Source organism: Streptomyces sp. NBC_01261 (genome assembly GCF_036226385.1).
Lineage (GTDB): Bacteria > Actinomycetota > Actinomycetes > Streptomycetales > Streptomycetaceae > Streptomyces.
Window position 1 is genome coordinate 7173515 of record NZ_CP108463.1, and the last position, 26464, is coordinate 7199978.

At 72.6% G+C, this 26464-nt stretch carries 17 protein-coding genes and 1 tRNA gene; 9 read left to right on the top strand and 9 right to left on the bottom strand.

Annotated features, from left to right (window positions below; all coding sequences use genetic code 11):
- Positions 1-119: 119 nt before the first annotated feature.
- Positions 120-192: transfer RNA gene (locus OG226_RS31950), tRNA-Arg, on the bottom strand.
- 322 nt (positions 193-514) lie between these two features.
- On the opposite strand from OG226_RS31950, the gene OG226_RS31955 reads away from it, so the two are divergent.
- The 8 genes from OG226_RS31955 (at position 515) to OG226_RS31990 (ending at position 10117) form a co-directional block, all read left to right on the top strand.
- A complete protein-coding gene (locus OG226_RS31955; RefSeq protein WP_328683274.1) occupies positions 515-2122 on the top strand; it encodes a dynamin family protein in 1608 nt (535 codons plus the stop codon).
- A gap of 3 nt (positions 2123-2125) precedes the next feature.
- Positions 2126-4153: a YfjP family GTPase gene (locus OG226_RS31960; protein ID WP_329350842.1), complete on the top strand. Its 2028-nt coding sequence runs from the start codon at positions 2126-2128 to the stop codon at positions 4151-4153.
- Between the two features lie 202 nt (positions 4154-4355).
- Positions 4356-4880 (top strand): single-stranded DNA-binding protein, encoded by a 525-nt coding sequence (locus OG226_RS31965; protein WP_328683276.1) that lies wholly within the window; start codon positions 4356-4358, stop codon positions 4878-4880.
- A 270-nt stretch (positions 4881-5150) separates the two neighbouring features.
- Entirely contained in the window at positions 5151-6563 is a 1413-nt protein-coding gene (locus OG226_RS31970) for a Cys-Gln thioester bond-forming surface protein (RefSeq protein WP_443066924.1), read from the top strand.
- Between the two features lie 59 nt (positions 6564-6622).
- Complete coding sequence (locus OG226_RS31975) at positions 6623-7225, top strand: hypothetical protein (protein WP_328683277.1); 603 nt, start codon at positions 6623-6625, stop codon at positions 7223-7225.
- Between the two features lie 143 nt (positions 7226-7368).
- A complete protein-coding gene (gene ettA, locus OG226_RS31980) occupies positions 7369-9033 on the top strand; it encodes an energy-dependent translational throttle protein EttA (RefSeq protein ID WP_328683278.1) in 1665 nt (554 codons plus the stop codon).
- A gap of 5 nt (positions 9034-9038) precedes the next feature.
- Positions 9039-9452, top strand: coding sequence for an acyl-CoA thioesterase (locus OG226_RS31985; protein ID WP_328683279.1), 414 nt, complete (start codon positions 9039-9041; stop codon positions 9450-9452).
- A complete protein-coding gene (locus OG226_RS31990) occupies positions 9449-10117 on the top strand; it encodes a hypothetical protein (protein ID WP_328683280.1) in 669 nt (222 codons plus the stop codon). Before OG226_RS31985 ends, OG226_RS31990 begins: the two co-directional genes overlap by 4 nt.
- Before the next feature lie 6 nt (positions 10118-10123).
- On the opposite strand, the gene OG226_RS31995 is transcribed toward OG226_RS31990, so the two are convergent.
- The 4 genes from OG226_RS31995 to OG226_RS32010 form a co-directional block, all read right to left on the bottom strand.
- Positions 10124-11080 carry an ABC transporter ATP-binding protein gene (locus tag OG226_RS31995; protein WP_328683281.1) on the bottom strand — a complete coding sequence of 319 codons (957 nt, stop codon included), beginning with the start codon at positions 11078-11080 and terminating at the stop codon, positions 10124-10126.
- A gap of 82 nt (positions 11081-11162) precedes the next feature.
- On the bottom strand, positions 11163-13895 hold the full coding sequence (locus tag OG226_RS32000) for an FtsX-like permease family protein (RefSeq protein ID WP_328683282.1): 2733 nt from the start codon (positions 13893-13895) through the stop codon (positions 11163-11165).
- A gap of 195 nt (positions 13896-14090) precedes the next feature.
- Positions 14091-17318, bottom strand: coding sequence for an ABC transporter permease (locus tag OG226_RS32005; protein WP_329350843.1), 3228 nt, complete (start codon positions 17316-17318; stop codon positions 14091-14093).
- Positions 17319-17464: 146 nt separating this feature from the next.
- Entirely contained in the window at positions 17465-17878 is a 414-nt protein-coding gene (locus OG226_RS32010) for a globin (protein WP_327404007.1), read from the bottom strand.
- 77 nt (positions 17879-17955) lie between these two features.
- Here OG226_RS32010 and OG226_RS32015 point away from each other — a divergent pair, with 77 nt between their 5' ends.
- Positions 17956-18939, top strand: a complete 984-nt coding sequence (locus OG226_RS32015) for a methyltransferase domain-containing protein (RefSeq protein ID WP_329350844.1) — start codon at positions 17956-17958, stop codon at positions 18937-18939.
- A gap of 90 nt (positions 18940-19029) precedes the next feature.
- Here the strand turns inward: OG226_RS32015 and OG226_RS32020 are convergent, their stop codons facing one another.
- The 4 genes from OG226_RS32020 to OG226_RS32035 all read right to left on the bottom strand — a co-directional run bounded on the left by OG226_RS32020 (position 19030) and on the right by OG226_RS32035 (position 26446).
- Positions 19030-21039, bottom strand: a complete 2010-nt coding sequence (locus OG226_RS32020) for an FHA domain-containing protein (protein ID WP_329350845.1) — start codon at positions 21037-21039, stop codon at positions 19030-19032.
- A gap of 61 nt (positions 21040-21100) precedes the next feature.
- Positions 21101-22447, bottom strand: coding sequence for a vWA domain-containing protein (locus OG226_RS32025; protein ID WP_328683286.1), 1347 nt, complete (start codon positions 22445-22447; stop codon positions 21101-21103).
- 114 nt (positions 22448-22561) lie between these two features.
- Entirely contained in the window at positions 22562-23905 is a 1344-nt protein-coding gene (locus tag OG226_RS32030) for a PP2C family serine/threonine-protein phosphatase (protein ID WP_329350846.1), read from the bottom strand.
- Complete coding sequence (locus OG226_RS32035; RefSeq protein ID WP_329350847.1) at positions 23906-26446, bottom strand: serine/threonine-protein kinase; 2541 nt, start codon at positions 26444-26446, stop codon at positions 23906-23908.
- Between the last annotated feature and the right edge of the window lie 18 nt (positions 26447-26464).

Genomic DNA, 26464 nt, shown 5'->3' on the forward strand with positions numbered 1-26464 from the left:
GTTCTGGAACGGTGCGGCCGACTCGGCCTTACGCCGCTGTGACGCCGTGCTCGCTACTATGCCCCTGACCAGCAAAAACGCCCTCCCGGAGGGAGGGCGGATACGGGATGTACGCGAAGCGCCCCCGGCAGGACTCGAACCTGCGGCCAAGCGCTTAGAAGGCGCCTGCTCTATCCACTGAGCTACGGGGGCCGGGTGTGTGGCCTCGGTCGTGGTGTGCCCGGGTGTGGGCCGGTCCGTGACGTTGCCGGGGACAAGGATAGGGCTCCCGGGTCCTTGTCCCTGTTGCTTCACCTCCGTGGCTCGATGTGGAGGTTCAGTGAAGCGGTCCTGATAATCGCAGGCAGGTACGAATCGTGCATCGCTTTTGGTGCGCGGCGCCACGGGTGTTGTGCACTCGTTATGCCTGGACTGTGCCCATGCCCCAGTCATCCCTTCCGTCCGTTGTGTTCCGTCGGCGCGCAGACATGCTCATATGCTTCAGAATTCCCCCAAAATTGGGCATTCTTCACATGTGGTGACCTTGGACGTACGGCCTCAGCTGCTCGACGCACTCTCCGCCCTGCGCGACCGTGTCGCCGCCGCACGCTTCCCGCTGCCCCTGGCGGGGGCTCCACGCGCGCGTGCCAATCGCGATGAACTGCTCGCCCAGCTCGACGACTATCTGGTGCCCCGCCTGAAAGAACCCGAAGCACCCCTGCTGGCCGTGGTCGGCGGCTCCACCGGCGCGGGGAAGTCGACGCTCGTCAACTCCCTTGTCGGGCGCCGGGTCAGCGAGGCCGGCGTGCTGCGGCCGACGACCCGCACACCGGTGCTCGTCTGCCACCCGGAGGACCATCACTGGTTCAGCGGCATGCGGGTGCTGCCCGACCTCACGCGCGTGTGGGTGCCTCATCAGGACCCGGGGGACGAGTTGCTCCTCCCCGGTGAGGACGGTATGCGTGTGCTGCGGATCGAGACCGCCGACACCCTCCCCCGCGGAGTCGCCCTCCTGGACGCGCCCGACATCGACTCCCTGGTGGCCGACAACCGGGTGCTGGCCGCCGAGTTGATCTGCGCGGCCGACATCTGGGTCATGGTCACCACGGCCGCCCGCTACGCCGACGCCGTGCCCTGGCATCTGCTGCGCACCGCCAAGGAGCACAACGCGACCCTGGTCACCGTCCTGGACCGGGTGCCCCACCAGGTGGTGTCCGAGGTGTCACGGCAGTACGGCGCCCTGCTCGCCAAGGCCGGCCTCGGCGACGTACCCCGCTTCACGGTGCCCGAACTGCCCGAGTCCGCCTGGGGCGGGGGGCTGCTTCCGGCCAGTGCCGTGGCGCCGCTGCGGAGTTGGCTCGTGCAGCAGGCCCAGGACCCGGGCGCCCGCCAGGAGTCGATGGCCCGTACGGCCTACGGCGTCCTCGACTCGCTCACGTCGCGGATGCCCGAGCTGGCCAGCGCCGCCGCCGCCCAGTACGCCGCCGCGCTGCGCCTCACGGCCGCCGTCGACGGGGCGTACGACAGCGAGCACGCGCGGGTGCGGGGGCGGTTGCAGGCCGGGGCCGTGCTCGCCGGGGACGCGCTGAAGCGCTGGCGCGCCTTCCCGCTCGACTGCTCCGCCGGTGAACTGCTCGACGCCCTCGCGGAGAGCCTCGCCGCACTGCTGCTGTGCGCCGTCACGGCCGCCGACGAGCGTGTCGACGACGCCTGGCGCCGCGAACCGGCCGCGGGTGCCCCAGAGCTCACCGAGCGCGATCCGTCGCCGGAGAGCGCCGAGCACCGCATCGGGATGGCCGTACGGCGGTGGCGGCGCGAGCTGGAGGAGTACGCCGAGGAGGAGGTGGCCGACCTCGACCGGAGCATCGCGCCCGATCCCGAGGTGGTCGCCGCCCTGGTCGCCACCGCGCTGCTGGGCGGCCGTAGGGCGCGGTCCGCGGGCGAGGGCCTCGCCGAACGGATCGGCGCCCACGGCGCGTTGCGGCTGCGCGACCGGGCCGGGCGGCTGCTCGACGAACATCTGGACCGGGTCGTGCACACCGAGCGCGAACGACGGCTCGCCCCGCTCGACGCCCTTGAGGTGCACCCCGAACCCCAGGCCGAACTCATCGCCGCGCTGTCCGTACTGCAGAAGGAGAGGTGACCGGTGACTGCCGTCACTGACCAGGACCACACGGACGAGATGGACCACGTCACGCACGCCGGGGACGCGGTCGCCGCCCAGGACGAGCACCCCGAGAACAGCTCCCCCGTAGAGGGCGATTCAGCGGCGGCTCCCGCGAACGGCCTCCCCGTGGAGGGCGCGGAGGAGGCGGGTGCCCCGGAGGACGCCGACGACCACGCGCGCGCGCGGGCCGACGCCGACACCTCGGGTCGTACGGAATCCAAGGCGTCCGCGGACCCGGCGGACCCCGAGGCGGACCCCGAGGAGTCGACCGGTTCCTGGGACGACGGGCTGATCGCGCGGCGGGTCAACGAGACCACCGCCGCGCAGCAGGCCGCCGCCGTGGAGATCAGGGCCTCCCGCGCGCAGGCCGCGCACAGCGCGCACGCCGCACAAGCCGCGCACGTCCCGGCCCCGTTGGCGTACGACGGGCCGCTACGGTCCCGTCTCGACGCGCTGCGCGAACTCGTGGGGCTCTCCCGCACCCGGCTCGACAGCGGCACCCTCGCGGAGGCGGGGCGGGTGCTCGACGAGGCCGCCGCGCGGCGCAGGCTCTCCGGGCAGCACACCGTGGTCGCCATCGCGGGCGCCACCGGCAGCGGCAAGTCGCAGCTCTTCAACGCGCTCGCCGGAGTGGCCATCTCGGAGACGGGCGTGCGACGGCCCACCACCGCCGCGCCCATCGCGTGCAGCTGGAGCGACGGCGCGGCCACCCTCATCGACCGGCTCGGCATCCCGGGACGGCTGCGGCGACGCCCCCTGCAGAGCGCCGAGATGGAGGCCCAGCTGCGCGGGCTCGTCCTGGTGGACCTGCCCGACCACGACTCGGCGGCCGTCGCGCACCGGCAACAGGTCGACCGGGTGCTCGCGCTCGTCGACGCGGTCATCTGGGTCGTCGACCCGGAGAAGTACGCCGACGCGATCATCCATGAGCGCTATCTGCGGCCGATGGCGGGCCACGCGGAGGTCATGTTCGTCGTCCTCAACCAGATCGACCGCCTCCCCGGAGAGGCCGCCGACCAGGTCCTCGACGACCTGCGGCGACTCCTGGACGAGGACGGCATCGCCCTGGGGGAGTACGGGGAACCCGGCGCGACCGTGCTCTCCCTGTCCGCGCTCACCGGGGACGGCATCCCCGAACTGCGCGAGGTTCTCGGCCAGTTCGTGGGGGACCGCGGGGCCGCGGCACGGCGGATCTCCGCCGATGTGGACGCCGCCGCGTGGCGACTGCGGCCCGTCTACGCCACGGGGCGGCGCACCGGGCTCAGCGAGGAGGCGCGGGACGAGTTCGCCGCGCGGCTCGCGGACTCGGTGGGTGCCACCGCGGCGGGCGAGGCCGCCGAACGTGCCTGGCTGCGCAACGCCAACCGCGCCTGCGGCACGCCCTGGCTGCGGCTGTGGCGCTGGTACAACGACCGGCGCGAACCCATCACCGGCCGACTGCCGGTCCGCGCGCAGGCGGACGAGGAGGCCACGGCACGCCAGCGCGTCGAACAGGCGGTCCGTACGGTCGCCGACCGGGCCTCCGGCGGGCTCCCGGCGCCGTGGGCGCAGGCGGTGCGCGAGGCGGCGGTACGCGGGTCGCAGGGGTTGCCCGAGGCGCTGGACGAGCTGGCGGCGCGGGCCGGGCTGCCCGTGGGGCGGCCCCCGCGGCCGGGCTGGTGGCCGGCGGCCGTCCTCGCGCAGGCGTCCATGACGATCCTCCAAGTCGTCGGCGGGATCTGGCTGGTGGGTCAGATCGTCGGCTTCATGGCACCGAACCTGGGCGTTCCGGTGCTGCTGATGGTGGCCGGCATCATCGGCGGCCCGCTCGTCGAGTGGAGCTGCCGGATGGCGGCCCGCGGCCCCGCCCGCCGCTACGGCCTCGACGCGGAACGCCGACTGCGGGAGGCGGCGGCGGGATGCGGACGGGCGCGGGTGCTCGACCCGCTGGCGGCGGAACTGCTGCGGTACCGGGAGGTGCGGGAGCAGTACGCGCGGGTCACGGGGGCGGGGATCGGGGCCGGGTGAACACCGGCCGCGCTGTGGGCGGGTGAGTCACGGTCCGAACGTCGTTCCCTCGTCCGGGTGACGAGGTTTTCCACAGGTGGGCGGTGGTCCACAGCGCTCAGCGGGTCCGGCTCGGCGGAGGCAGTCTGACTGCAGCCGTACGGGACGGGCCCGTACGCGTTTCCGCCCGGCCCCGCGGGGCCGGGGCAGGGAGGGACGAGCGATGAACGAGACCACGATCTGCGCGGTCGGGAATGTGGCGACCCAGCCGATGTACCGGGACCTGGCGACGGGACCGTCGGCGCGGTTCCGGCTGGCGGTGACCGCGCGGTACTTCGACCGCGAGAAGAGTGTGTGGACGGACGGTCACACCAGCTTCTTCACGGTGTGGGCCAACCGCCAACTGGCCACGAACGTGGCGGCGTCGCTGTCGGTCGGCGACCCCGTCGTCGTCCAGGGCCGCCTGAAGGTGCGGACGGAGGTACGCGAGGGACAGTCGAACTGGGCCTCGGCGGACATCGACGCGATGGCGATCGGTCACGACCTGGCACGCGGCACCTCGGCCTTCCGCCGGGCCAACAGGCAGGAGACGGCGGCCTCTCCGCCCCGGCCCGAGCCCAACTGGGAAACGCCGACGGGGGATTCGACCGACTCGACCGCCGATTCCACCGATTCCGCGGAGGACGCTGTTTCCGCCGACGGACAGCATTCCGACCAACAGCTCGCGGAAAGCCTCGTGGTGACGTGATGTCAGTGAATGCCCCCGACTGATCGAACTGCGGCTTATCGATGAATACGCTCCGAAAGACCCGGTGGATTTGTCGATAAGCCCTGCTCGCAGGCGATCTTGGGGATAACGATTCCGAGTCGGATCGGTTATCGGACGATCCGACTGGGGAAGGCGGTGTGCTCGCGTCCCTAGGATGCCGGGCATGGCTCGGGCACAGTTCCCGGTGCTCTGATTCTGCTGGTGGGACAGCACTCCCACGTCGACGGGTCCTGCTCGAAGGGGAGTTCCGTGTCACCTGCGTTGTCTGTGTTCTCCGCGTTGTCCCTGCGCGGCCGAGGCGCTGCGCGCTTCGTCGCCGCGACCTGGGCGTGCGGACTCGTCGCCGCCGGAGTGCTGGCCGGTGCCGGCCCGGCCGTCGCCGACGAGACACCGCAGACCCAGGGCGGGGCGACGGCGACGATAGGCGGGCTCAAGACGTACGGCGCCGCCGTGATCCACGGGGACAGCGGCGACCAGCAGGTCTCCGCGGGCCTGTTCGAGATGTCCGTGGACGGCGGCGGCACCCTGCAGACGTACTGCGTCGATCTCCGCAACCCCACCCAGCGGGACGCCAAGTACCACGAGACCGCGTGGAGCGGCACCTCGCTGGGCGCCAACAAGAGCGCGGGCAGGATCAGTTGGATCCTGCAGCACTCCTACCCGCAGGTGAACGACCTCGCGGCGCTCTCCGCGAAGGCCGGCACCAAGGGCCTGACCGAGAGTGACGCGGCGGCCGGCACCCAGGTGGCCATCTGGCGTTACTCGGACGGCGCCGACGTCGACGCGGTCGACCCGCAGGCGGAGAAGCTCGCGGACTACCTGGAGAAGAGCGCGCGGAACGTGGCGGAGCCGAAGGCCTCGCTGACCCTCTCCCCGCCCGCCGTGTCCGGGCACCCCGGTGGGCGGCTCGGCCCGGTGACCGTGCACACCAACGCGACCGGGGTGACGGTGACGCCGCCCGCGGATGCCGCCACGACCAAGGTCCGGATCGTCGACAAGGACGGCAAGGTCGTCACGTCGGCGGCGGACGGCAGCCAGGTGTTCTTCGACGTGCCCGAGGACGCGGGGGCCGGGTCGGCCAACCTGACCGTGCAGGCCTCCACCACCGTGCCGGTCGGCAGGGCCTTCACCTCCGAGAGCAGAAGCCAGACGCAGATCCTCGCCGGTTCCAGCGAGTCGACGGTCGCCGCGGCCGCGAGCGCGAACTGGGCGGAGACCGGTGCCATACCGGCACTGTCGGCGCAGAAGAACTGTGCCGAGGGCGCTCTGGACATCACCGCGACCAACCAGGGCGACCAGACGTTCACCTTCGAGCTGATGGGCATCGAGCACGGCATCGAGGCCGGGAAGTCCGCGACGGTGAAGGTCCCGCTCCAGGAGGACCAGGCGTACGACTTCACGATCACGGCGCCGAACGGCTACGAGAAGAGATTCACCGGGGTCCTCGACTGCCGCACGCAGAGCGACGCGGGCGGTGCCGTGACGCAGACGCTCAGTGAACCGAGCCCCGCGACGGTGGGCGGCACCACCGTCGACACGAACCTCGCGGAGACGGGCGGCTCCGGCATCACCCCGATGATCACGGTCCTCGCCCTCGGCCTGGTCGGCATCGGCGCGACGACCCTGGTCCTGCTGCGGGACCGGAAGCCCGGACAGGGCTGAGCGACAGCCGTACCGGTACGGAACACCGTCGACACCGGATGTGGGGGGAAAACCCACTGATGAAGACCACCGTTCGCCGTGGAGCGGTCGTCATGGCCGCGAGCGGTTTGCTCGGCGCCGTGCCCGGGACCGTCGCGGCCGAAGCCGCCCAGCCGCGGGCCGCGACGGCCGCGGCGTACACGTGCGGATACGGAGCGGTCTCGGTCTCCGACGCCGCCGGGTCGGTGGTGCCCACGGCACACAGTGCCGACGTGCCGCTGCACGCCCGCCTCCGCGTGCACGACACCGAGGCGGTGGCACTGCCCAGGGCCACCTATGTCCTCGCCCTGGGCGATCTCATGAAGAACCGTGGGCCGGCGCCCCTCGTGCAGTGGCGCGTGGGCAACGGTCACTGGCACAAGGCGAGCCTGCACCGGAACAAGAAGACCAACGGTTCACTGGCGCTGTGGAACTCCACGTCCCTGCCCCTGGGCACGATCCCCGCGCGGGGCACGGTCACCACCGAGCTGTCGGTGACCTTCCCCAAGAAATCGATCAAGGCCGTCGACTACGACTTCCTCGATGTCCGCAGTGGCGTCTGCGGCGGCACCAGGCTCGACTGGTACACCGGCAACGGGTTCGAGTACTGGCCGCGGAACGGGACTCCGGGCAAGCCGGCGTAGTTCCCGCCGGGCCGGGCGCAGCCGTCCACGGCGAACCCCCAGCTCACAGCCCCCCGACCAAACGGGTTACCACCCAAGCCGGGACCTCAGGCAAGATGGATACGTCTGCCCACTCCAGATTTCAAGCTGCCGGACGGTTTCTCTTGGCTGAGTACATCTACACCATGCGCAAGACGCGCAAGGCGCACGGCGACAAGGTCATCCTTGACGACGTGACGCTGAGCTTCCTGCCCGGCGCGAAGATCGGTGTGGTCGGGCCGAACGGTGCCGGTAAGTCCACCGTTCTCAAGATCATGGCGGGGCTTGAGCAGCCCTCGAACGGCGACGCGTTCCTGTCGCCCGGTTTCAGCGTCGGCATCCTCATGCAGGAGCCGGAGCTGGACGAGACCAAGACGGTCCTGGAGAACGTCCAGGACGGCGCCGCCGAGATCATGGGCAAGCTCAACCGCTTCAACGAGGTCGCCGAGCTGATGGCGACCGACTACTCGGACGCGCTCCTTGACGAGATGGGCAAGCTCCAGGAAGACCTGGACCACGCCAACGCCTGGGACCTCGACGGGCAGCTGGAGCAGGCCATGGACGCGCTGGGCTGCCCGCCCGGCGACTGGCCGGTCGTCAACCTCTCCGGTGGTGAGAAGCGCCGCGTCGCGCTCTGCAAGCTGCTGATCGAAGCCCCGGACCTGCTCCTCCTCGACGAGCCCACCAACCACCTCGACGCCGAGTCGGTGAACTGGCTGGAGCAGCACCTCCAGAAGTACGCGGGCGCCGTCGTCGCCGTGACTCACGACCGGTACTTCCTGAACAACGTCGCCGAGTGGATCCTCGAACTGGACCGCGGCCGCGCGATTCCCTACGAGGGCAACTACTCCACGTACCTCGAAAAGAAGTCCACCCGCCTCAAGGTCGAGGGCCGCAAGGACGAGAAGCGCCAGAAGCGGCTCAAGGAGGAGTTGGAGTGGGTTCGCTCCAACGCCAAGGGCCGTCAGACCAAGTCCAAGGCGCGCCTCGCCCGTTACGAGGAGATGGCAGCCGAGGCCGACAAGATGCGGAAGCTGGACTTCGAGGAGATCCAGATCCCGCCGGGCCCGCGTCTGGGCTCGATCGTCGTCGAGGTCCAGAGCCTTTCCAAGGCGTTCGGCGACAAGGTCCTCATCGACGACCTGAGCTTCACGCTGCCGCGTAACGGCATCGTCGGGGTCATCGGTCCCAACGGCGCGGGCAAGACCACGCTGTTCAAGATGATCCAGGGCCTTGAGACCCCGGACTCCGGCTCCATCAAGGTCGGCGACACCGTCAAGATCAGTTACGTCGACCAGAGCCGCGCCAACATCGACCCCAAGAAGTCGCTGTGGGCCGTCGTCTCCGACGAGCTCGACTACATCAACGTCGGCCAGGTCGAGATGCCGTCGCGGGCCTATGTGTCCGCCTTCGGCTTCAAGGGCCCGGACCAGCAGAAGCCGGCCGGTGTCCTCTCCGGTGGTGAGCGCAACCGCCTGAACCTGGCGCTGACCCTCAAGGAGGGCGGCAACCTGCTGCTCCTCGACGAGCCCACCAACGACCTCGACGTGGAGACCCTGTCGTCGCTGGAGAACGCGCTTCTTGAGTTCCCCGGTGCGGCCGTGGTCATCTCCCACGACCGCTGGTTCCTGGACCGGGTCGCGACGCACATCCTCGCGTACGAGGGCGAGTCGAAGTGGTACTGGTTCGAGGGCAACTTCGAGTCGTACGAGAAGAACAAGGTCGAGCGACTCGGTGCGGACGCGGCGCGTCCGCACCGCGCCACCTACAAGAAGCTGACCCGGGGCTGATCTTCTTGCGCCACATCTACCGTTGCCCGCTGCGCTGGGCGGACATGGACGCGTACGGCCACGTGAACAACGTGGTCTTCCTCCGCTACCTGGAGGAAGCCCGTATCGACTTCCTGTTCCGCCCGGACAAGGACTTCCAGCAGGGGTCGGTGGTGTCGCGCCACGAGATCGACTACAAACGCCAGCTCGTCCACCGGCACGCGCCCGTGGACATCGAGCTGTGGATCACGGAGATCAGGGCGGCGTCCTTCACCATCACCTACGAGGTGAAGGACGGCGACCTGGTCTACGTCCGGGCCGCCACGGTCGTCGTCCCGTTCGACTTCGAGGCCCAGCGCCCGCGCCGGATCACCGCCGAGGAACGCGAGTTCCTGGAGGAGTACCGGGACGACGCCGAGGACGAGGCCGTCGCCGCATGACGGTCCTCCACCTCGCCGACGAAGGGGAGGCGGCGGATCTCGCGGCCTTCCTCTCCCGGCTGCTCCACTACGACCGCGCCGCCGCGGTCCGCCTCCAGGCGTCCGGCACGGCGCTCGCCGTCTTCGGCCGGCCGCCGTCCTTCGAGGTCCTCGCCATCCGCGCGGTACGCCTCGCCAAGCCCTACGAGAACGGCCTCGACGTCACCCTCGACGTGACCGTCTCCGCCGGTGAACTCCTGGAATCCCTGGACGAGTTGGCAGCGACGGCCGGGGTACCGGCCGCGGTGACCGGCCCGCCGTGGGCCGGGGTGCTGCCGCCCCGCGGCGGCTGGACCCCCGAGTCCGGGCTGCCGGGTCCGCAGGCGCTGAGCGGGATGATCGCGGCCGGAGTCGCCGAATTCCGCTCCCGCACCCAGGACTTGACCGCCGAGACCCGCACGCGCTCCGAACTCGACCGCATAGGACGGGAGATCTGGTCCCGCACGGTCGGCGAGACCTCGCTCCCGGTGCGCGCCGTGCACGCGGCGCAGTCCCTCGGTTTCCTCCGCCCCGGCGCCGAGTCGGGCCTGTTCTCGTCCGGCGCGTGGCTGCGGCTCCGCACCCCGTACGGCTCGATCGCCGTCCGCAGGGCGGGACTTGGGGCGCTCGGCGTCAGCGTGCGCTGAGCGCGGTCACCGCTGCTCGCTGTCGTCGGGCCACACGCCGATGTGGTCCGCCTCCAGTTCCAGGGCCACCCGGTCCCGCATGTCCAGCGACTCCGTGTATTCGGCCGGGAGTTGGAGCCGCCCAGCCCGGTCCAGCATCGCGTACTCCCGCGCCACGACCGTCTCGTGGCCCGTCGTCGCGTCGACCTCGCTGCGCCGCAGGACCTCCGTGGAGGTGCGGCCGTCGCGGATGGCGACCGTGCGGCGGACCTCGGCGGCCACCGCCTGGTCGTGGGTGACGATCACGATGGTGGAGCCCAACTGCTCGTTCGCCGTGCGGAACGCGGCGAAGACCTGTTCGGCGGTGTGGGAGTCGAGTTCGCCGGTGGGTTCGTCGGCGAGCAGCACGGCCGGGGCGTTGGCGAGGGCCACCCCGATCGCCACCCGCTGCTGCTGACCGCCCGACATCTCCCGCGGGCGCCGGTCACGGCAGTCGGCGACCTCCAGCAACTCCAGGAGTTCCAGGGCGCGTTCGGCCTTCGCCCGGCGCCCGGAGCGGATGCCGGACAACTGCATGGGCAGGGCGATGTTCTGAGCCGCCGTCAGGTAGGGGAGCAGGTTGCGGGAGGTCTGCTGCCAGACGAACCCGACGACCTCACGGCGGTAGGCGAGCCGGTCCTTGGCGGTCATCGTGAGCAGATCCCGGCCGGCGACCCGGGCCGCACCGGCGGTGGGCGTGTCCAGGCCGGCCAGGATGTTCATGAGCGTCGACTTGCCGCTGCCCGAGGCCCCCACCAGAGCCATCAACTCGCCCTCCCTGACCAGGAGATCGAGCCCCTGCAACGCCTGCACCTCGACCCCGTCCGCGGTGAAGACACGGACCAGCCGGTCGCAGGTGATCAGCGCGTCATGGCCGTAGGCGGGCCGGTCGCGGCTCTCGGCCGCGCGGGTGGCCAGCTCGGCGAGGGTGGGGTTCGTGGTCATCGACGCTCTCCTCGGTCCCGGCCGGCACTCCGGCCCAAGCCTGCTCCACGGACACCTGCTCCACCGACACCCGCGCTACGGCTCACCGCGCGTCCCCCGCCCTCAACTCCCGTACGGACGACTGCCGTCCGGACCACCACGCCTGCACCCCCGCGACCCCCACCGCCACCAGCAGCACCCCGATCGCCGGGACGGCCAGTGACACCGGATCGATTCTCAACCTGGCCTCCCCGACCGGGTTCTGAGCCGACGCGAGAGCCACCGACGTCAGGTCCATGCCGGGGGCGAGCAGCCGGATCGTCGCCCAGCCGGTGAGCGCGCCGCCCGCCGCCGCCAACACGGCCTGGGGCAGCGACTCCAGGATCAGCAGCCGGCGGCCCTGCGCTCGGGTGAGGCCCATCGTGCGGAGGCGGGCCAGGAGCGCGGCGCGTTCCGGCGCGGCGCGCAGCAGGGAGAGCAGCAGGGCCAGTACGGCGTACCCGGCACCCGCCGCCACCGCCGCCGTGTAGATGCGCTCGGCACCGGACTGGAGGGGCGAGTCGACGTACCGGGCGCGTTCCTCGGCCCGTACCGTCACCCCGGCCGAGGAACCGGCCGCGCCGCGCAGCGCGGAACCGCTCACGTGGGCGCCGGTCACCAGCAGCGAACTCGGCCGGGCCGCCGTACCGGACAATCCGGTGCGGTCCACGACCAGGAAGTCGGCGCCGGACACGGCCGGGGTCACGTCCCGGACGAGGACGATCCGCACGGTGACCGCGCTGGTGTCCGGCAGCCGGACGAGGAAGGGGCGGGTGCCGTACGCCCTCGCCACGGAGGGCGAGGCGAGGGCCGGGAGGACGGCACCCGAGCCCGCGCGGCGCTTCAACTGCCCCTCGGGGAAGGCTCCCAGGCCCGTGTGACCCGCCAACTCCGCGTAGTCGCCGGGGTCCACGCCCACCAGCGGCACCGACTCCAGGCCGTCCAGCGGTTTCGCGTCGTCGGTGATGCTCACCCCGGCGAGACCGTGCACTCCCGGCAATCGGCTTACCTCGCGGGGGAGTTGGCTCGGCAGCGGAGCGGTCGCGTCGACGCGGGCGTCCGCGCCGACGGCGAGGAGTGCCGCGTGGTCGCGGGCGTCGCTCACGCCCGCGAGGACCGAACCGCCGAACGCGGCCGTGGTGAGCGCGGTGAGGAGGGCCAGCAGGGGCAGGACCGCGGAGACGGACGTACGGCCCGCCCGGGCCAGCGACAGATGGCCCACCGCGCCCCGCAGCCGGCTCGCCGGACGGGCCAGCCGGCGCAGCAGCGGCGGATAGACCCGGACCAGCACCAGGGCCGCGATCACGCCCACCAACACCGGTGCCAGTGCGACCAGTTGATCGCCCGCCGAGCCGGACGTGCCGCGTCTGCGCAGCGCCTCCACCGCGCCGGACGCCAGCACCAGCAGGGTGAGTTCGGCGACCGTACGGCTCAGGGACGGACGTACGGCCGTCACGTCCTCGCGCGGGCCGTGGACGCGCACGGTCCGATGGGTGAGCGCGGCGCGCACGGGCAGGGCGGCGGACGCGGTGAGGGCGACCGCGAGGGCGGCGGCGACGGCCTGGGCGCGACGGCCCTCGGGGGCGGCCAGCAGCGCTGCCGTCAGCCCGACCGCGCCCGCCGGTACGGCGATCACGGCCGTCTCGGCGAGCAGGCGGGCGGTGAGGCCGCGCAGCGAGGCGCCGCGGGCGCGCAGCAGGGCGAGTTCCGTGCGGCGGCGGTCGGCGGTGAGGCCGCCCGTCATGAGCAGGACGACGAGCGCGACCGTGCCGGTGCCGAAGGCGGCGACGGCGGTCAACGGGCGGATGCCCGAGCGGAGTTCGCCGTAGGCGGTGAACATGTCGTCGAGGCCGGTGCTCACGTCGGTGTCGGGGGTCGTGTAGGTGCGGGCCAGTTGGAGGCCGGGACCCGATTCGACGGAGGCGACCGCGGTCTTCAGGCGGTCCAGGTCGTGGGCGTGCAGGGTGGTCAGGTCGGGGGCCAACTGCCAGTACGGGCCCGGCTGCGCCGAGGTGCCGAGGAGGGCCGGGGCCGCGTCCGGGGCCAGCAGCAGGGCGCCGAGCCAGTACTTCGGCCGGTCCGGCGTCGGCAGGGCCACCAGGGTCGGAGTGCGCAGCAGCGGCTGGGTCGACCAGTAGGCGCCGGCCGGATCGCGCGGGACGAGGATGCCGGTGACGCGGACGGCGAGCGGGCCGCGTCCCTCGCCGGGCAGGTGGACCACCGAACCCACCCTGATGTGCAGGCTCTTGGCGGTCGCGGCGGTGACGGCGGCCTCGACCTCCGGGGTCTGCGCGGTGACCGGTGCGGAGGCGCGCGGCAGTCTGCCCTCCCGTACGGTCGCGTGTCCGGCGAGGTTGCTCTGGGTGGCCGGGTAGACATGCGCGGGCAGGCCGTTCGGGCGCGGTATCCAGGGGTCCGGCACGGCCGGTTCGTCGGCCGGGCGCACGCCGTACGCGGACTGGGCGGTGTCGACGACAAGGGGACGGCCCACCACGGTGCGCGCCCGCTCGTACCCCGTGCGCAGCACGTCGGGGCGCAGGGCCGCCTCGCGCTGGTCCGGCGGGAGCATCGGGTCCGGCTGCTCGCCGGAGAGCTGGACGGAGGTCCGGTCGGGGCCCGCCTGCGCGGCGGAGCGCCGCAGCCCGGCGTCCTCGTACCGGTCGAGAGCCCGCGGGAACACGGCGGCCAGACACGCGGTCACCGCGACGAGCAGCGCCAGCGCCCAGGCGGTCCCGGACGCGGAGCGCAGATGGGTGCGGATCCAGGGGGCGGTCACGGAGCCATGCGGGCCGCTCATCTCACTCGCCTCCCGGGGCGGGCGCGGAGGGGTGCGCGGTGTTCATCACTCGCCTCCCTGTTCGCGGAGCGGAGTTGTGGGGGTGGGTCGGTGTAGAGGGGGCTTCGCCGGCATGGGCAGTGGTGCGGTGGCTGTGGCGGTGAGTGGGGCCCGGGTGGTGTCGGGGGGTGGTCGCGGAGGGATGCGGGGTGTTCATCACTCGCCTCCCTGTTCGCGGAGCGAAGTCGCGGGGTCGGCCCGGCGCAGTGCGAGCGTCGCCGTCACGATCAGCGGTGTCACCGCCACGGCCACAAGGAGCAACGCCACGTGTGCGACGGGGAGTTGGACCAGGACGCCCGGTACCGGGCGGGTCGCCTGGGCCGTGAGGACGATCAGGGGGATCACCGCGCGGGTCAGCACGGTCCCCAGGGCGACGCCCACCACGAGGGCGAGGGCGACCAGGACCCCCTGCTCGGCGGCGATCATCCGGGCCAGCTGGCGCCGCGGGGCGCCCAGCGCGCGCAGCACGGCGAACTCGGCATCGCGCTCCCGCAGCGAGCCCGCCGCGCTCACCGCGAACCCGACCGCCGCGAGCGCCGCCGCCACCAGCGCCGCCGCCGCGAACGCGGCCTCGGGACCGGCGCCGAACGGGTCGTCGCGCAGCTCCTGGGCGATCTCCTCCCGCACCACCACCTCCCCGGGATCGACGTCGGGCAGGGCGCGCACCGCCGCGGCCACCGCCGGCGCGTCGCCCGGCGTCGTCCCCAGCCACCACTCGGTGGGCGTGACGCCGTCGACGAAGCGCGTTCCCAACACCCGGTTCACGGACCGGAGATCGACCAGCAGCGCACCGCCGTCGCCCTCCTCGACACCACCCGTCGTCGGCAGTCCCCGCACCGCCGCCACGATCCGCACCGGCAGGTTCTCCCCGCCGAGCGTCACCTGCACCCGCTGTCCGGTGCGGGCACCCGCCGAGGTCAGGAAGCGGTCGGTGGCGACGGCCGTGATCTCGGGCGCCGGGGGCTGTGCGACCCGCAGCCGCACCGTGACGGTGGAGATCGTCCAGATGTCCTTGCCGGGGATGTACCCCGTGCCGTAGTCGACGGTCAGCGGCTTCGCCGAACGCACCTTCGGGGTAGGCGGGTTGGAGCGCGGACCGTACGACTCGCCGGCGGAGGCCCGCGCCGTCCAGGCGGCGGGCAGCGGCAGCGGCCGGACCTTTCCCTGGGCGTCCGTGGCGGTCAACCCACTGACGGTGAGCCGGTGTCGGGACGAGTGCTCGCCGGGCTGGGGCAGGTCGAGCTGAAGTCCGGTGAGGGTCAGCGGGCCGGGTGACGCGGAGACGTCCAGCTTCAGGTCGTACTGCCTTCCGTCGGTGGGGAGTTGGCCGAGGGGTTCCTGGTACGGGGTGCCGTAGCGGTCCTCGACCGTGGCCGTGACGTCGGCCGTGGTCCGCGGGCCCGTGCCGCCGATGCCCGCCCGCACCGTCAACCCGGCCGTTCCCGCCGGGATCCCGGTGCCGCCTGTGCGTCCCCTCGGGCCCAGGCCGGTCAGCAGCGGGCCGGCGGGGTGGCCGGAGGCCAGGTCCCGGCGGATGAGCACCGTGTCCGACGCGTGGGCCGTGTCCAGGGCCAGCACGGTCGCCGTGCGGTCGCCCGAGAGGGACTGGGAGGTGCGGACGGCGGGGGCGGCCTCCCGCACGTGCGGGAGGTTCGCGTAGGTCTCCGTACGGCCCAACCCGCCCTCGCCGGCGGCCAGTACCCGCACCGGCACCCCGGCCTGGAAGTCGGCCTGGTCGCTCTGCGAGCGGTTCCAGGAGGCGCTCTGCCCGATGGCGAGCATGCCCAGCGCCAGGGCGAGCACGAGCAGCAGCACCGGCCCGGCACCGCGCATCGGACGGCGGCTGAACTGCCAGCCCGCCAGCGCCACCGGCAGCCCCCGCCCGGCGCTGGCCCGGCGCTCGGCCAGCCGTGCCACCGGCGGCAGCAGCCGTAGCGTCAGGACCGTGCCCGCGAGCAGGGCGAGCGCGGGGGCCGCGACCAGCAGCGGATCGATGCCCAGGGTCCCGGAGTTGTCGGTGCTCACGGCCCCCGAGGTCTGCCGGTTGAGCTGCCAGTAGGCGACCCCGGCCACCACCAGCAGGCCGACGTCGGCGCCCGCGCGCAGCGGAGCGGGCAGGGCACGGGCCCGGCCGCCCTCGAAGGAGGAGGTGAGCGCGGGCAGCGTCACCGCGAACGCGCAGCCCAGCGCCACGGCCGCCGCGACCAGCCACACCCCGGCCCGGCCGCCCGCCGAGGTGTCCAGGTGCAGCCTGATCCGGGCCAACGCGCCGTACCCGGCGAGGAGTTCGGTGAGCGGCCCCGCCAGCAGCGGGGCAACTGCCGTCGCCGGTACGGCGAGCAGCAGCGCCTCCACCGCCGACAGACCGGCGATCCGCGCCCGGGAACCGCCACGCGCCCGCAACAACCGGCTCTCGCCCGCCCGTTCGGCGCTCAGCAGCCGGGCCACGAGCAGCAGGGCGTACCCCGCGAGCAGTGCGAGCTGGAGCGCGACGATCAGCAGGGTGGAGCGGGAGACGAGCAACGAGCGGTCGATCCGGTCGAGTACGTCCGGCAGCGAGGTCGTCGCGGTGGTGACTCCCGGCACCGCGACGGACTTCCGCAACGAGGTGCTGCCCGCCGCTGCCGTCTCGCGCAGGGAGCCGATCCGCCCGGTCGTCAGCGTGGAGAAGTCGGCCGACGCGAGCCACCCGGACTGCCCGGCGCTCAACCCGGCGAGGCTCGCGGGGTCGGTGAGCAGCGGGCCGTAGGTCGTGAAGCCTGCCGTGCTGAGGCCTCGGCCGCGCAGGTCGTCCAGGAGCCAGTAGGCGGCGCTCGCGTCGGCGGGCCGGTAGACGCCGGTGACGAGGATGTGCGCCGTGGGGCCGCTGAGCCGGTTCGCGAGGGTGAGCCGCTTGCCGGGCTGCACGCCGAGGCCCTCGGCGGCGGTGCGGGGCAGGGCGACCTCGACGTCGCCCGAGGCCGTCGCCCGGGGGAAGCGGCCCGCCAACAGCCGCACCTGCGTCCGGTCGAGGGCGCCGAAGTAGGTGAGATCGGGGTCGCCGGAGCGCTGCGCGGGCGGCTGGAGCGAGCGCGGGAGGGCGTACGGGCCCGAGCGCATCAACGTCCGTACGGTCACGGGCAGTTCGTCGAAGGTCCGCCCCGCCGCCTTCCGTACGGCGACGCCGGCGGCCGTGCGTCCGGCGGGTGGGACGTCGGCCTTGACGATCAGGGCGGTGTCGGGGGTGTTGCGGGTGTCGTTCAGGGAGTGCTGGAGCGCCGCGTCGCCGATCGCGCCCGAGTAGGCCGTGAACGTCGTGAGGACGGCCGTGGTCAGCAGCACCGTGAGCAGGGCAGCGGCGAGCAGCAGGCGGTGTGCCCGCGCGCGTACCAGGACGAACCCCACCGGGCCCCCCGCCGTCGTCCGGATCTTCCCCGGCGATGCTGCCAGAGGGGACCGGCGGCGAGTAACCGTTCGCGACCACTGCTTGACCGGATCGTGACCGGAATTCGATGCCGTACGACCGGAATCCGACGTTCAGTGAACGGCGGTCAGCCCGCCGTGTTCACCATCGAGGCGGCCGCGTACGTCAGGTAGTTCCACAGCGTGTGCTCGTGCTCCTCGGACAGACCGAGTTCGTCGACGGCGACCCGCATGTGCTTCAGCCAGGCGTCGTGCGCGGCCTGGTCGACCTGGAACGGTGCGTGCCGCATGCGCAGACGCGGGTGGCCGCGGTTGTCGCTGTACGTCGTCGGGCCGCCCCAGTACTGCATCAGGAAGAGGGCGAAGCGCTCCTCGGCCGGACCCAGGTCCTCCTCCGGGTACATCGCCCTCAGCAGCGGGTCCTCGGCGACGCCCTCGTAGAAACGGTGGACGAGCCGTCGGAAGGTCTTCTCCCCGCCGACCTGCTCGTAGAAGGTCTGCTCCTGAAGCGTGCCGCGCCGAATCTCGTTCACACTCCCCATGGTCTCAGACGGGGCGGCGGAGGACTTCGGACTGAGGACCGCTCGCCTCCCGGCCGCTACGGCAGGACAGTGGACGTATGAGCGCGCACGCTCTCGACGCGGACCACGAGGACGACCGGCACCTGGACGCCGTCGCCGTCTCCGCGCGGGCGGAACTGGTGCGGGCGATCGACCTGAGCGGCGCCTGGGACGCGGATCCGGGCTGGCGGGCGGTGTTCTCCGCCGTACCGCGGCACCTGTTCGTGCCGTACTACTACGTGGCTGTCGCCGACGGGAACGAGCGGCTGTGGCGGGGCAGCCCCGACCCGCGCACCCGGGAACGCTGGCTGCGCGGGGCCTACGCCGACGTACCGCTCGCCACGCGGCTACGGGACGGGGAGTTGGTGTCGTCCAGCAGCCAGCCGTCGTTGATGGCGCGGATGCTGGCCGAGCTGCGGGTGTCCGACGGCGACCGGGTGCTGGAGATCGGCGCGGGGACGGGCTACAACGCGGCCCTGCTCGCCCACCGGCTCGGCGACGAGCAGGTGACGACCGTGGACCTGGAACCGGAGATCACCGACTCCGCCCGCACCCACCTCGCCGACGCCGGCCACCGTCCGACCGTCGTCACCGGCGACGGCACCCGAGGAGTCCCCGAACACGGCCCCTACGACCGCGTCATCGCCACCTGCGCCCTGACAACGATCCCGCGGGCCTGGCCGGCCCAGTGCACCCGCGGTGCCCGCATCCTGGCCCCCCTGGCCACCGGCCTGATCGCCCTCACCGTCCACGACGCGACGCACGCCGAGGGCACCTTCCTGCACACGGCCGCGTACTTCGTCCCCCTGCGCGGCACCGAACCCGCCGTACAGGGCGAGATCCCGCACCGCCCCGGCGACCACGAACTACTCCGCTTCCTGCTGACCCTCACCCACGGCACGCTCGATCCGCGGGAGGCCCGCGAGCTGTGGGAACGCGAGGGGAGACCCGGGCGGGAGCGCTACGGCATCACGGTCGACGGTGCAGGGGCGCGGGCATGGCTGGACGCTCCGGAGAGCCCGCACACCTGGCAGCTCCCCTAGCTGCAACGCTCCTGCTCAAGGGGCGCGAGGAACTGCGCGACCAGCCACGACGCGGCCGCAGACGACGAACGACGCTGCGGGGCCTTCTAACTAACCGCGCCGCACAGTGATCGTCGTCCAAGCCCCCACGTGCACCCGATCCCCGTCCTGCAACGGCACCGGCACAAACGGCTGAATAGGCTCCTCGCCGCCATTCACCGTCGTACCGTTCGTCGAGTTCTGGTCGACAACCGCCCAACTGCCGTCCGGCTGCTGGACCAGCACCGCGTGCTGATGCGAGACACCCGGATCCTCCGGCGGAACCGACAGGTCGATGTCGGGGGACTCGCCGGTGGAGTGACGACGGCGCCCGATGGTGATCTGGTTCCCGCTCAACTGCCGCTGCTGCTCAGGGGAGTACGCGGGCAGGTTGAGCCCCGCGGCCTCCGGCCCCGAGCGCTGCATCATCGCCATGAAGTACTCGCGGTCCGGCCCGATCGTCGCCAGCCAGGTCATCGGCTGCTGCTGGTACGCGGGACGCGGCGGGGCCTGGTTCGAACCGGGCTGCGGATAGCCGTAGCCGCCCCCGCCCTGACCGGGACCACCGGGACCACCGGGACCACCAGGACCACCGGGACCCCTTGGGCCACCCGGACCGCCCGGGGAGCCGGGGGTCGGCGGGGAGATCACCCAGTCGTCGTCACCGCCGCCGAAGGGCGAGCCGCCCTGCTGCGGACGGTTCGTCTCCTGCGGGAACCCCGGCGGGGCCGGCGGAGCGGACTGCTGGAAGGCCTGCGGGGCACCGCTCGTCCCACCGGGACCCGCGGGCGGGGTCGGTCCGGGCGGCGGCGGGACCGGCCGCGAGGGGTCGGGGCCGAAGTTCGGGGGACCCTGCGGGTTCGAGGGCTCGTTGCCGAACGGTCCGGGCGGACCCTGCCGCTCGCCGCCGAAGGTACCGGGGCGGCCGCCGCCGAAGTCGCCCTGACGGGGACGCTCGGTGCCGAACTGGCCGCCGGGACCCGGGGATTGCTCGTTGCCGAAGGAACCGGGCCGACCGGACGCCTCGTTGCCGAAGGGCGGGGGCGGGGGCGGGCCGGAGGGTTCGTTGCCGAACGGCCGCGGCGGACCGGACGGGTCGTTGTTCCCGAAGGGCGAGGGACCGCCACCCTGACGCTCACCACCGAAGCCCTGCGAGCCGGGGCCGCCAGGACCGCCAGGTCCTCCGGGCCCGCCTTGCCGCTCGTTGCCGAAACCTTGCGAGCCGGGGCCACCGGGGCCGCCCTGCCGCTCGCCACCAAAGCCCTGCGAGCCCTGGCCACCGGGACCACCAGGTCCACCCTGCCCACCGGGACCGCCGCCCTGACGATCACCGCCGAAGCCTTGTGCACCGGGGCCGCCAACTCCGCCGGGCCCACCCTGCCGCTCATTGCCGAAGCCCTGTGAACCCTGACCACCGGGGCCACCGGGTCCACCTTGGCGTTCGCCACCGAACCCCTGTTGGCCGGGACCGCCAGGACCGCCGCCGGGTCCACCCTGCCGCTCGTTGCCGAAGCCCTGCGAGCCGGGACCGCCCGGTCCACCGGGCCCACCCTGCCGTTCGCCACCGAAGACACCGGGGCCGTTCGGTCCGCCAGGACCACCGGCTCCACCGGGACCGCCAGGCGCACCAGGTCGCCCCGTCGGTTCGTTGCCGAACGGGGGTATGGGCTCCGCGGGCCGGTTCATCTGCGACGGCCGCGACCCCTGGTACTCGTAGGGGTCACCGCCGTACGACGGACCGGCACCGGGCGGCGGAGGCTGCTGGAAGCGGGACGCCGGGCTCGGGCCGGGGCCCGGGTTCGTGGGGCGCGGGGCGGCCGGGGTGTACGACGTCGCCGTGTTCGTGAGGAAGTTCCACCGGCACTCCTCGCAGAACGGCGCACCGCCCTCGCGGGGCGTGCGGCACTGCGGGCAGAGCTCCGCCTCGGCGGACGGGCCGCGGCCGGGCGCGGGCGGCGGGAAGCCGTAGCCGCCGCCGGGGGGCGGGGGAGGGGGCGGGGGCACGGCACCGGCCATGCGGTGACCGCAGACCTCGCACCAGTCGTCGGAACCCGACTGGTGTCCGTTCGGGCAGGTCGGCATGTCGGCGCGTCCCCCTTTCGCACAGGGTCGTTCTGGGTCTCACGGAGTCGTGCTGGCTAAGTCACTTCTTTACACGAACAGTCTTTGTGGACCGTGTTTCGAGAGTCATCTCGTCGGCCTCCGCGACCTTCGCCTTCAGTCGCACAGTACCCGCCGCGGCATCGACCACGTCCACCACCTTCGCAAGCAGTTTCGCAGTATCCGCGTTTCCGGAGACGCTGGCGAGCTGAACGGCCCGTCCCAGTTTGGCCGTTGCTCCATCGACATCACCCGATTTGCGGAGATCGAGGCCTTGTTGGATGACTTGCGCCAGTTCGGCCTGGCCGGTGTAGTGCGCGACCTGCGGGTTGATGGACGTGGACGCCACCATGTCGTCGGTCCACAGGGCCTTCACCAGGCCCTGTGCGCCCAGGTTCTGGGTACTTCCGTCGGGCTGCGGGACGACCAGCGAGACCCGGGCGGCGAGCATCTCCTGGCCGACGCCGGCCTCGGGGACCTCGACGCACACGTGGTAGTCACGCGACTCGTCTCCCCAGGACCCGGTGGGGTAGTCCCCGGCGCGGGGTCCCGCCTCGGTGCGCCGGTCGGTCAACTCCTCGACCCTGGGCGCGACTTGCTTGACGAACTTGATGGCCGTGCCCACCGGCGTCCACAGCCGCAGCGCGACGTCCGCGACCTCCTTGCCCATCGCCGTCTCCATCATCTTCGTGAAGTCGGCGGCGAGGTTGGCCGGGTCGGCGACGATGTCGGCGGTGCCGAGCAGCGCGGAGGCGATCCCTGTGACTTCTTTCACTTCCCAGTCGGTGCCGACGCCCCGCGCGTCACAGGTGAAACGTCCGGCGCAGGAGTCGAGGGCCGCCTTCAGGTCCTCCGGCGCCTCGTGCTCGTTGCGGCCGTCGGTCAGGACGATGCCGTGGCGTATGGAGACGTCCGCGGAGGACAGCAGCCGGTCGGCGAGGCGCAGCCAGGTGCCGATCGCCGTGCCGCCGCCCGCGCTCAGCTTGCGCAGCGCGTGCTTGGCCTGCTCGCGGGTGGTGGCATCGGCGACCGCGAGCCGCCCGCTGCCCGGATAGACCTCCTTGGCGACGTGCGTGCCGCCGATCACCGCGAAGTGCACCCCGTCACGCAGGGTGTCGATCGCGGCGGCCGTGGCGTCCCGGGCGTTGCGCATCTTGGTCGGCGGGTAGTCCATCGACCCCGAGCAGTCGACCATGATCGCCACGGCCGCGTCCGGGCCCTGCCCGGCCGAGTACAGGTGGGGCGCCGCGACCGGGCTCCCGATGGTGCCGCCGCCGGTCGAGGTCACCGTGACGATCGCGTTGACCTCACGCCCGCCCTCCGGCAGGTACTCGTTCTGGTACACGTCGACCGAGAACTGCGGCACGTTCGACTTCGAGAAATTGGCCATGCCTGCTCTGATCCCCCTCAAGTACCCCACCTGGATGGGGTGATGACTACGTGCTGACCGGTCCCCACCGGTCCAAGACCGACGTTTCCTCGCGATTCCGCGGTTTTACGGCCTTCAGCCGATTACTGCCCCCTGCGGCGGGGCGGGGAACGGGACGACGGCCACTGTTACGTTGTCGTGGCCCCCGCCGTCCAGCGCGTGGCCGACCAGGACCTGGGCGCTGTGCAGCGGACGGGCCGCCGCGTCGACGGGGACGATCTCGGCCATCTCCTCGGCCGACTCCGCGTAGTTCCACAGTCCGTCCGTGCAGACCACCACCACACCGGGGCGGTCCGGTTTGAACGAGGCGGTGTGCGGCTCCAGTTCGTACGCGTCCGCGCCGAGCCAGCCGGTGATCGCGTGGGCGCGCTCGTCGGCGTAGGCCTCCGCCTCGCTCATCAGGCCCGCGGCGACCATCTGCGCCGCCCACGAGTCGTCCTCCGTGAGCCGGGCCGGCGGTGAACTGCGGTCCACCGGGATCCAGTAGGCGCGGCTGTCGCCGACCCAGCCGACGACGAGGAGGGTCGGGGTGACGATGGAGCCGACCAGCGTGCAGGCCGGCGCGTTCTGGTGCGGGGCGTGCTCGCGGGCCGTGGCGGGCTCCTGGGCCAGGGAGTTGACCGCGTGCGAGGCCGCGATGATCGCCTCGTGCATCGCCGCCTGCGGATGCGTGCCCTGCGGCAGCGCGGCCAGCAACGCCTCACCGGCCTCCCGCGAAGCGGCCAGCGAGGCCGCGTCGGGCCGCGTCGCCGACGACACCCCGTCACACACGACCGCGACCAGCGCGGGCGTCCCGTCGGGCAGCGCACACTGTCCCACGGCGAAGGCGTCCTCGTTGCGGTGGTGCCGCAGCCCGCGGTCGCTGACCGCCGCGAGCGGGCCCAACTCCTGTTCCATGTGGTCGCGTTCGCGGGGCTGGGCGTGCCCGCAGTTCTCGCAGTAGCCGTCCGGGTCCACCCGGCCCGAGCGGCAGGCCACACACACCTTGACGCCCTCGCCCGCGGTCGGCGGATCGGCGGCGACCCGCGGGTCCGGCGCCTGCAGCGGGTACTCGTCGGGCTCCGGCGGCCGGTCGAACCGTACGCCCGTCGCCGCGGCGGCCGGTGAACCGGCGGGCGGCGGCGGGGCGTTGGACGGCAGGGGGGTGCCGCCCGAGTCGGTGCCGGGCAGGTCCGTCGGGAGATGGACCGCCGGCGGGGTCCCGGCGCCCTCCGGCGGGGGGACCACGGGCCAGTTCACGTCCGCGGCCTCCTCGGGCGGGGGCGGCACCGCGCCGTTCATGGTGAGCGTCGGGTGGTCGTCCGGCGGCGCGGGCACGGCGGACAGGTCGTATCCGCACGCGCCGCAGAAGCGGTCACCGGACTCCAGGGGCTCTTCGCAGCTCGGGCAGGCGGAGAGCTGGGGCATCTGCGACATCAACTACACCCACGTCCGGGGGCGGTAACGGTTGGCTCGTTCCACCAGGTCGATCCTCTCCTCGCCGTCCCGTGCCAGCCGGGCCAGCGTGCGGTACGAACGCTCCAGGCCGAAGCGGAGTCCCCGCTCGTCCAGTTCGCTGCCGAGCAGCTCCCGCCGCGTGAGCGGTACGGAACCCTGGCCTCCGGAGAGTATCCAGTCGAGGGCGCGGCCGAGGACCTCGGCCGACAACCGCTCGCGCCGGACCGCGTCCAGACCGTATCCCTCCAGCGCTTCCACCTGTCCGGCGGCCGCGGTCAGATCGTCCAGGAACGGCGTGTCGTCCGCCGTCGCGGCCCGCTCCCGAAGCCGCGCCCGTACGGCGGCCACGCGCGCGGCCGTGTAGTGGATCGACGCCTCGGGCACCGACTCCAGCGTCCGTACGGCGCCCCGCCGGTCGCCGGTCGCGAACTGGACGCGGGCCAGGCCGAAGGCCGCGCTGACATAGCTCGGGTCGGTCGACCACACCAGCCGGTAGTACTCGGCCGCGTTGTCCAACTGCCCCAGCACCTCGGCGCACAGGCCCAGCGCCAGCTTCGGCGCGGGCTCGCCCGGGAAGGCGTCGTAGATCGCGTCGAAGGACAGCGCGGACGCTTCGTAGTCCCGGGTCGCCAGCGCGGCCACGCCCGTGTACCAGACCACCCGCCAGTCGTCGGGCCGCTCGTCCTCCAGCTTCGCCAGGGCGTCCAGCGCGGTGTACGAGTCGCCGTTCTCCAGCCAGGCCCGGATCTGCCGCAGCCGGGTCTCCACGGACGGCGACGGCGCCGACGCGAGCGCGCCGAGCAGTTCGGTCGCCGCGGTCGCCATCAGGCCCGCCAGGAAGCCCGCGTTGGGGTCGGTCGGGTCGACGTGCGGAACGGGCAGCGCGAGAGCCACGGCCGGGGAGTCGACCTGCTTGACGATGCTCGGCGCGCTGCCGTTCAGCCCGGTCAACACCGCGCCGCCGTGCGGCCGTTCGGCAAGTGCCGTGCCGGAGCGGGCACTTGGGGTCCGCTTCGGCGGCAGTACCGCTCTCGCCCCCAGCAGGGACACATCCCCGTCCATCTTGGGGAACAACTCCGTGTCCGTGACCTTGAGTTCGGGCCCGAACAGGGTGGACAGGGACGGGCGGGCCCGCCCGGTCTGCAGCGAGACGACCTCGCGCAGCACGCCGGTCAGCTGCTCGGCCATCTCCTGCGCGGAGGCGAACCGGCGGGCCGGGTCGGGGTCGGTGGCGCGGACCAGGAGCCGGTAGAACGACTCGTAGCGGCGGAAGACCTCGATGTTGTCCGGGTCGGGCAGGGAGTCCACGAAGACGTTCGTGTAGCCCTGGAAGTCGAAGGTCATCACCGCGAGCGTGCGGGCGACCGTGTACAGGTCGCTCGCCACCGACGGGCCGACCTCCGCGACCTCCGGCGCCTGATAGCCCACCGTGCCGTAGATGGCCGACTCGTCGTCGTCCATCCTGCGCACCGCGCCCATGTCGATCAGCTTGAGCTGGTCCTCGGTCTGGATCGCGTTGTCGACCTTGAAGTCGCAGTACAGCAGGTTGCGGCTGTGCAGGTGACCGAGCGCCTCCAGGGCCTCGATGCCGTACGCGCAGGCCTGCTCCACCGGCAGCGGATCGCGCTTCCCGCCTTCCGTACGGCGGTCGTTGGCGATCTCCTTGAGGGACTTGCCGCCGACGTACTCCATGACGATGTACCCGTCCAGCGAACCCGTCCGCTGGTCGAGGTGCTCCACGAAGTTGTAGATCCGCACGATGTTGGCGTGCTCGATCTCGGCGAGGAAGCGCCGCTCGGAGATCGCGGCCTCCATCGCGTCCTGGTCACCGGTGTCGAGGAGACCCTTGAGGACCACCCAGCGGTCGGAGACCGCGCGGTCCACGGCGAGATAGACCCAGCCGAGGCCGCCGTGCGCGAGGCACCCCACGGTCTCGTACTGGCCGTGCACGATGTCGCCGGCTTCCAGCTTGGGCGTGAACGAGTAGGGGTTGCCGCACTTGGTGCAGAACCCCTCCGTGCGCCCCGGGCTGTCGCCGCGGGAACGCCCCACCGGCGCACCGCAGTCCGAGCGCGAGCAGAACCGCTTGCGCTCCGGGACCTCCGGGTTCTCCAGCACCATCTCGCGCGGGTCGGGCCGCGGCACCCCCGGCACCTGCACCAGACCGACGCCGAGCCGGCCGCGGCTGGAGGTCCCGGACGAGGAGCCGGAGCTGCGCACCGACACCGAACGGCCGGTGGAGCGGCCCGACTCCGAGCGCGAGAGCCGCCCCGACACCGAGCGCCGGGACTTCGACGACTGCGACGACGTACGCGAACTGCGGCTGCTGGTACGGGAACTGCCGCTCCCCGTGCCCCGCGAGCCCTTGCCGCTGGTCATCCCGGTGGGCGGTGAGCTGATCGCGCCCTTCGCCGACACCACCGGCGCCAGACCGCACGTGTCGCAGTACAGCTCGCCGCCGCCGACGTCCTCGTACGAGCCCTCGCAGCCCGGCCGTTGACACTTCTGCTGTGTCTCGCTCATGACCGACCCCGCTTCTTC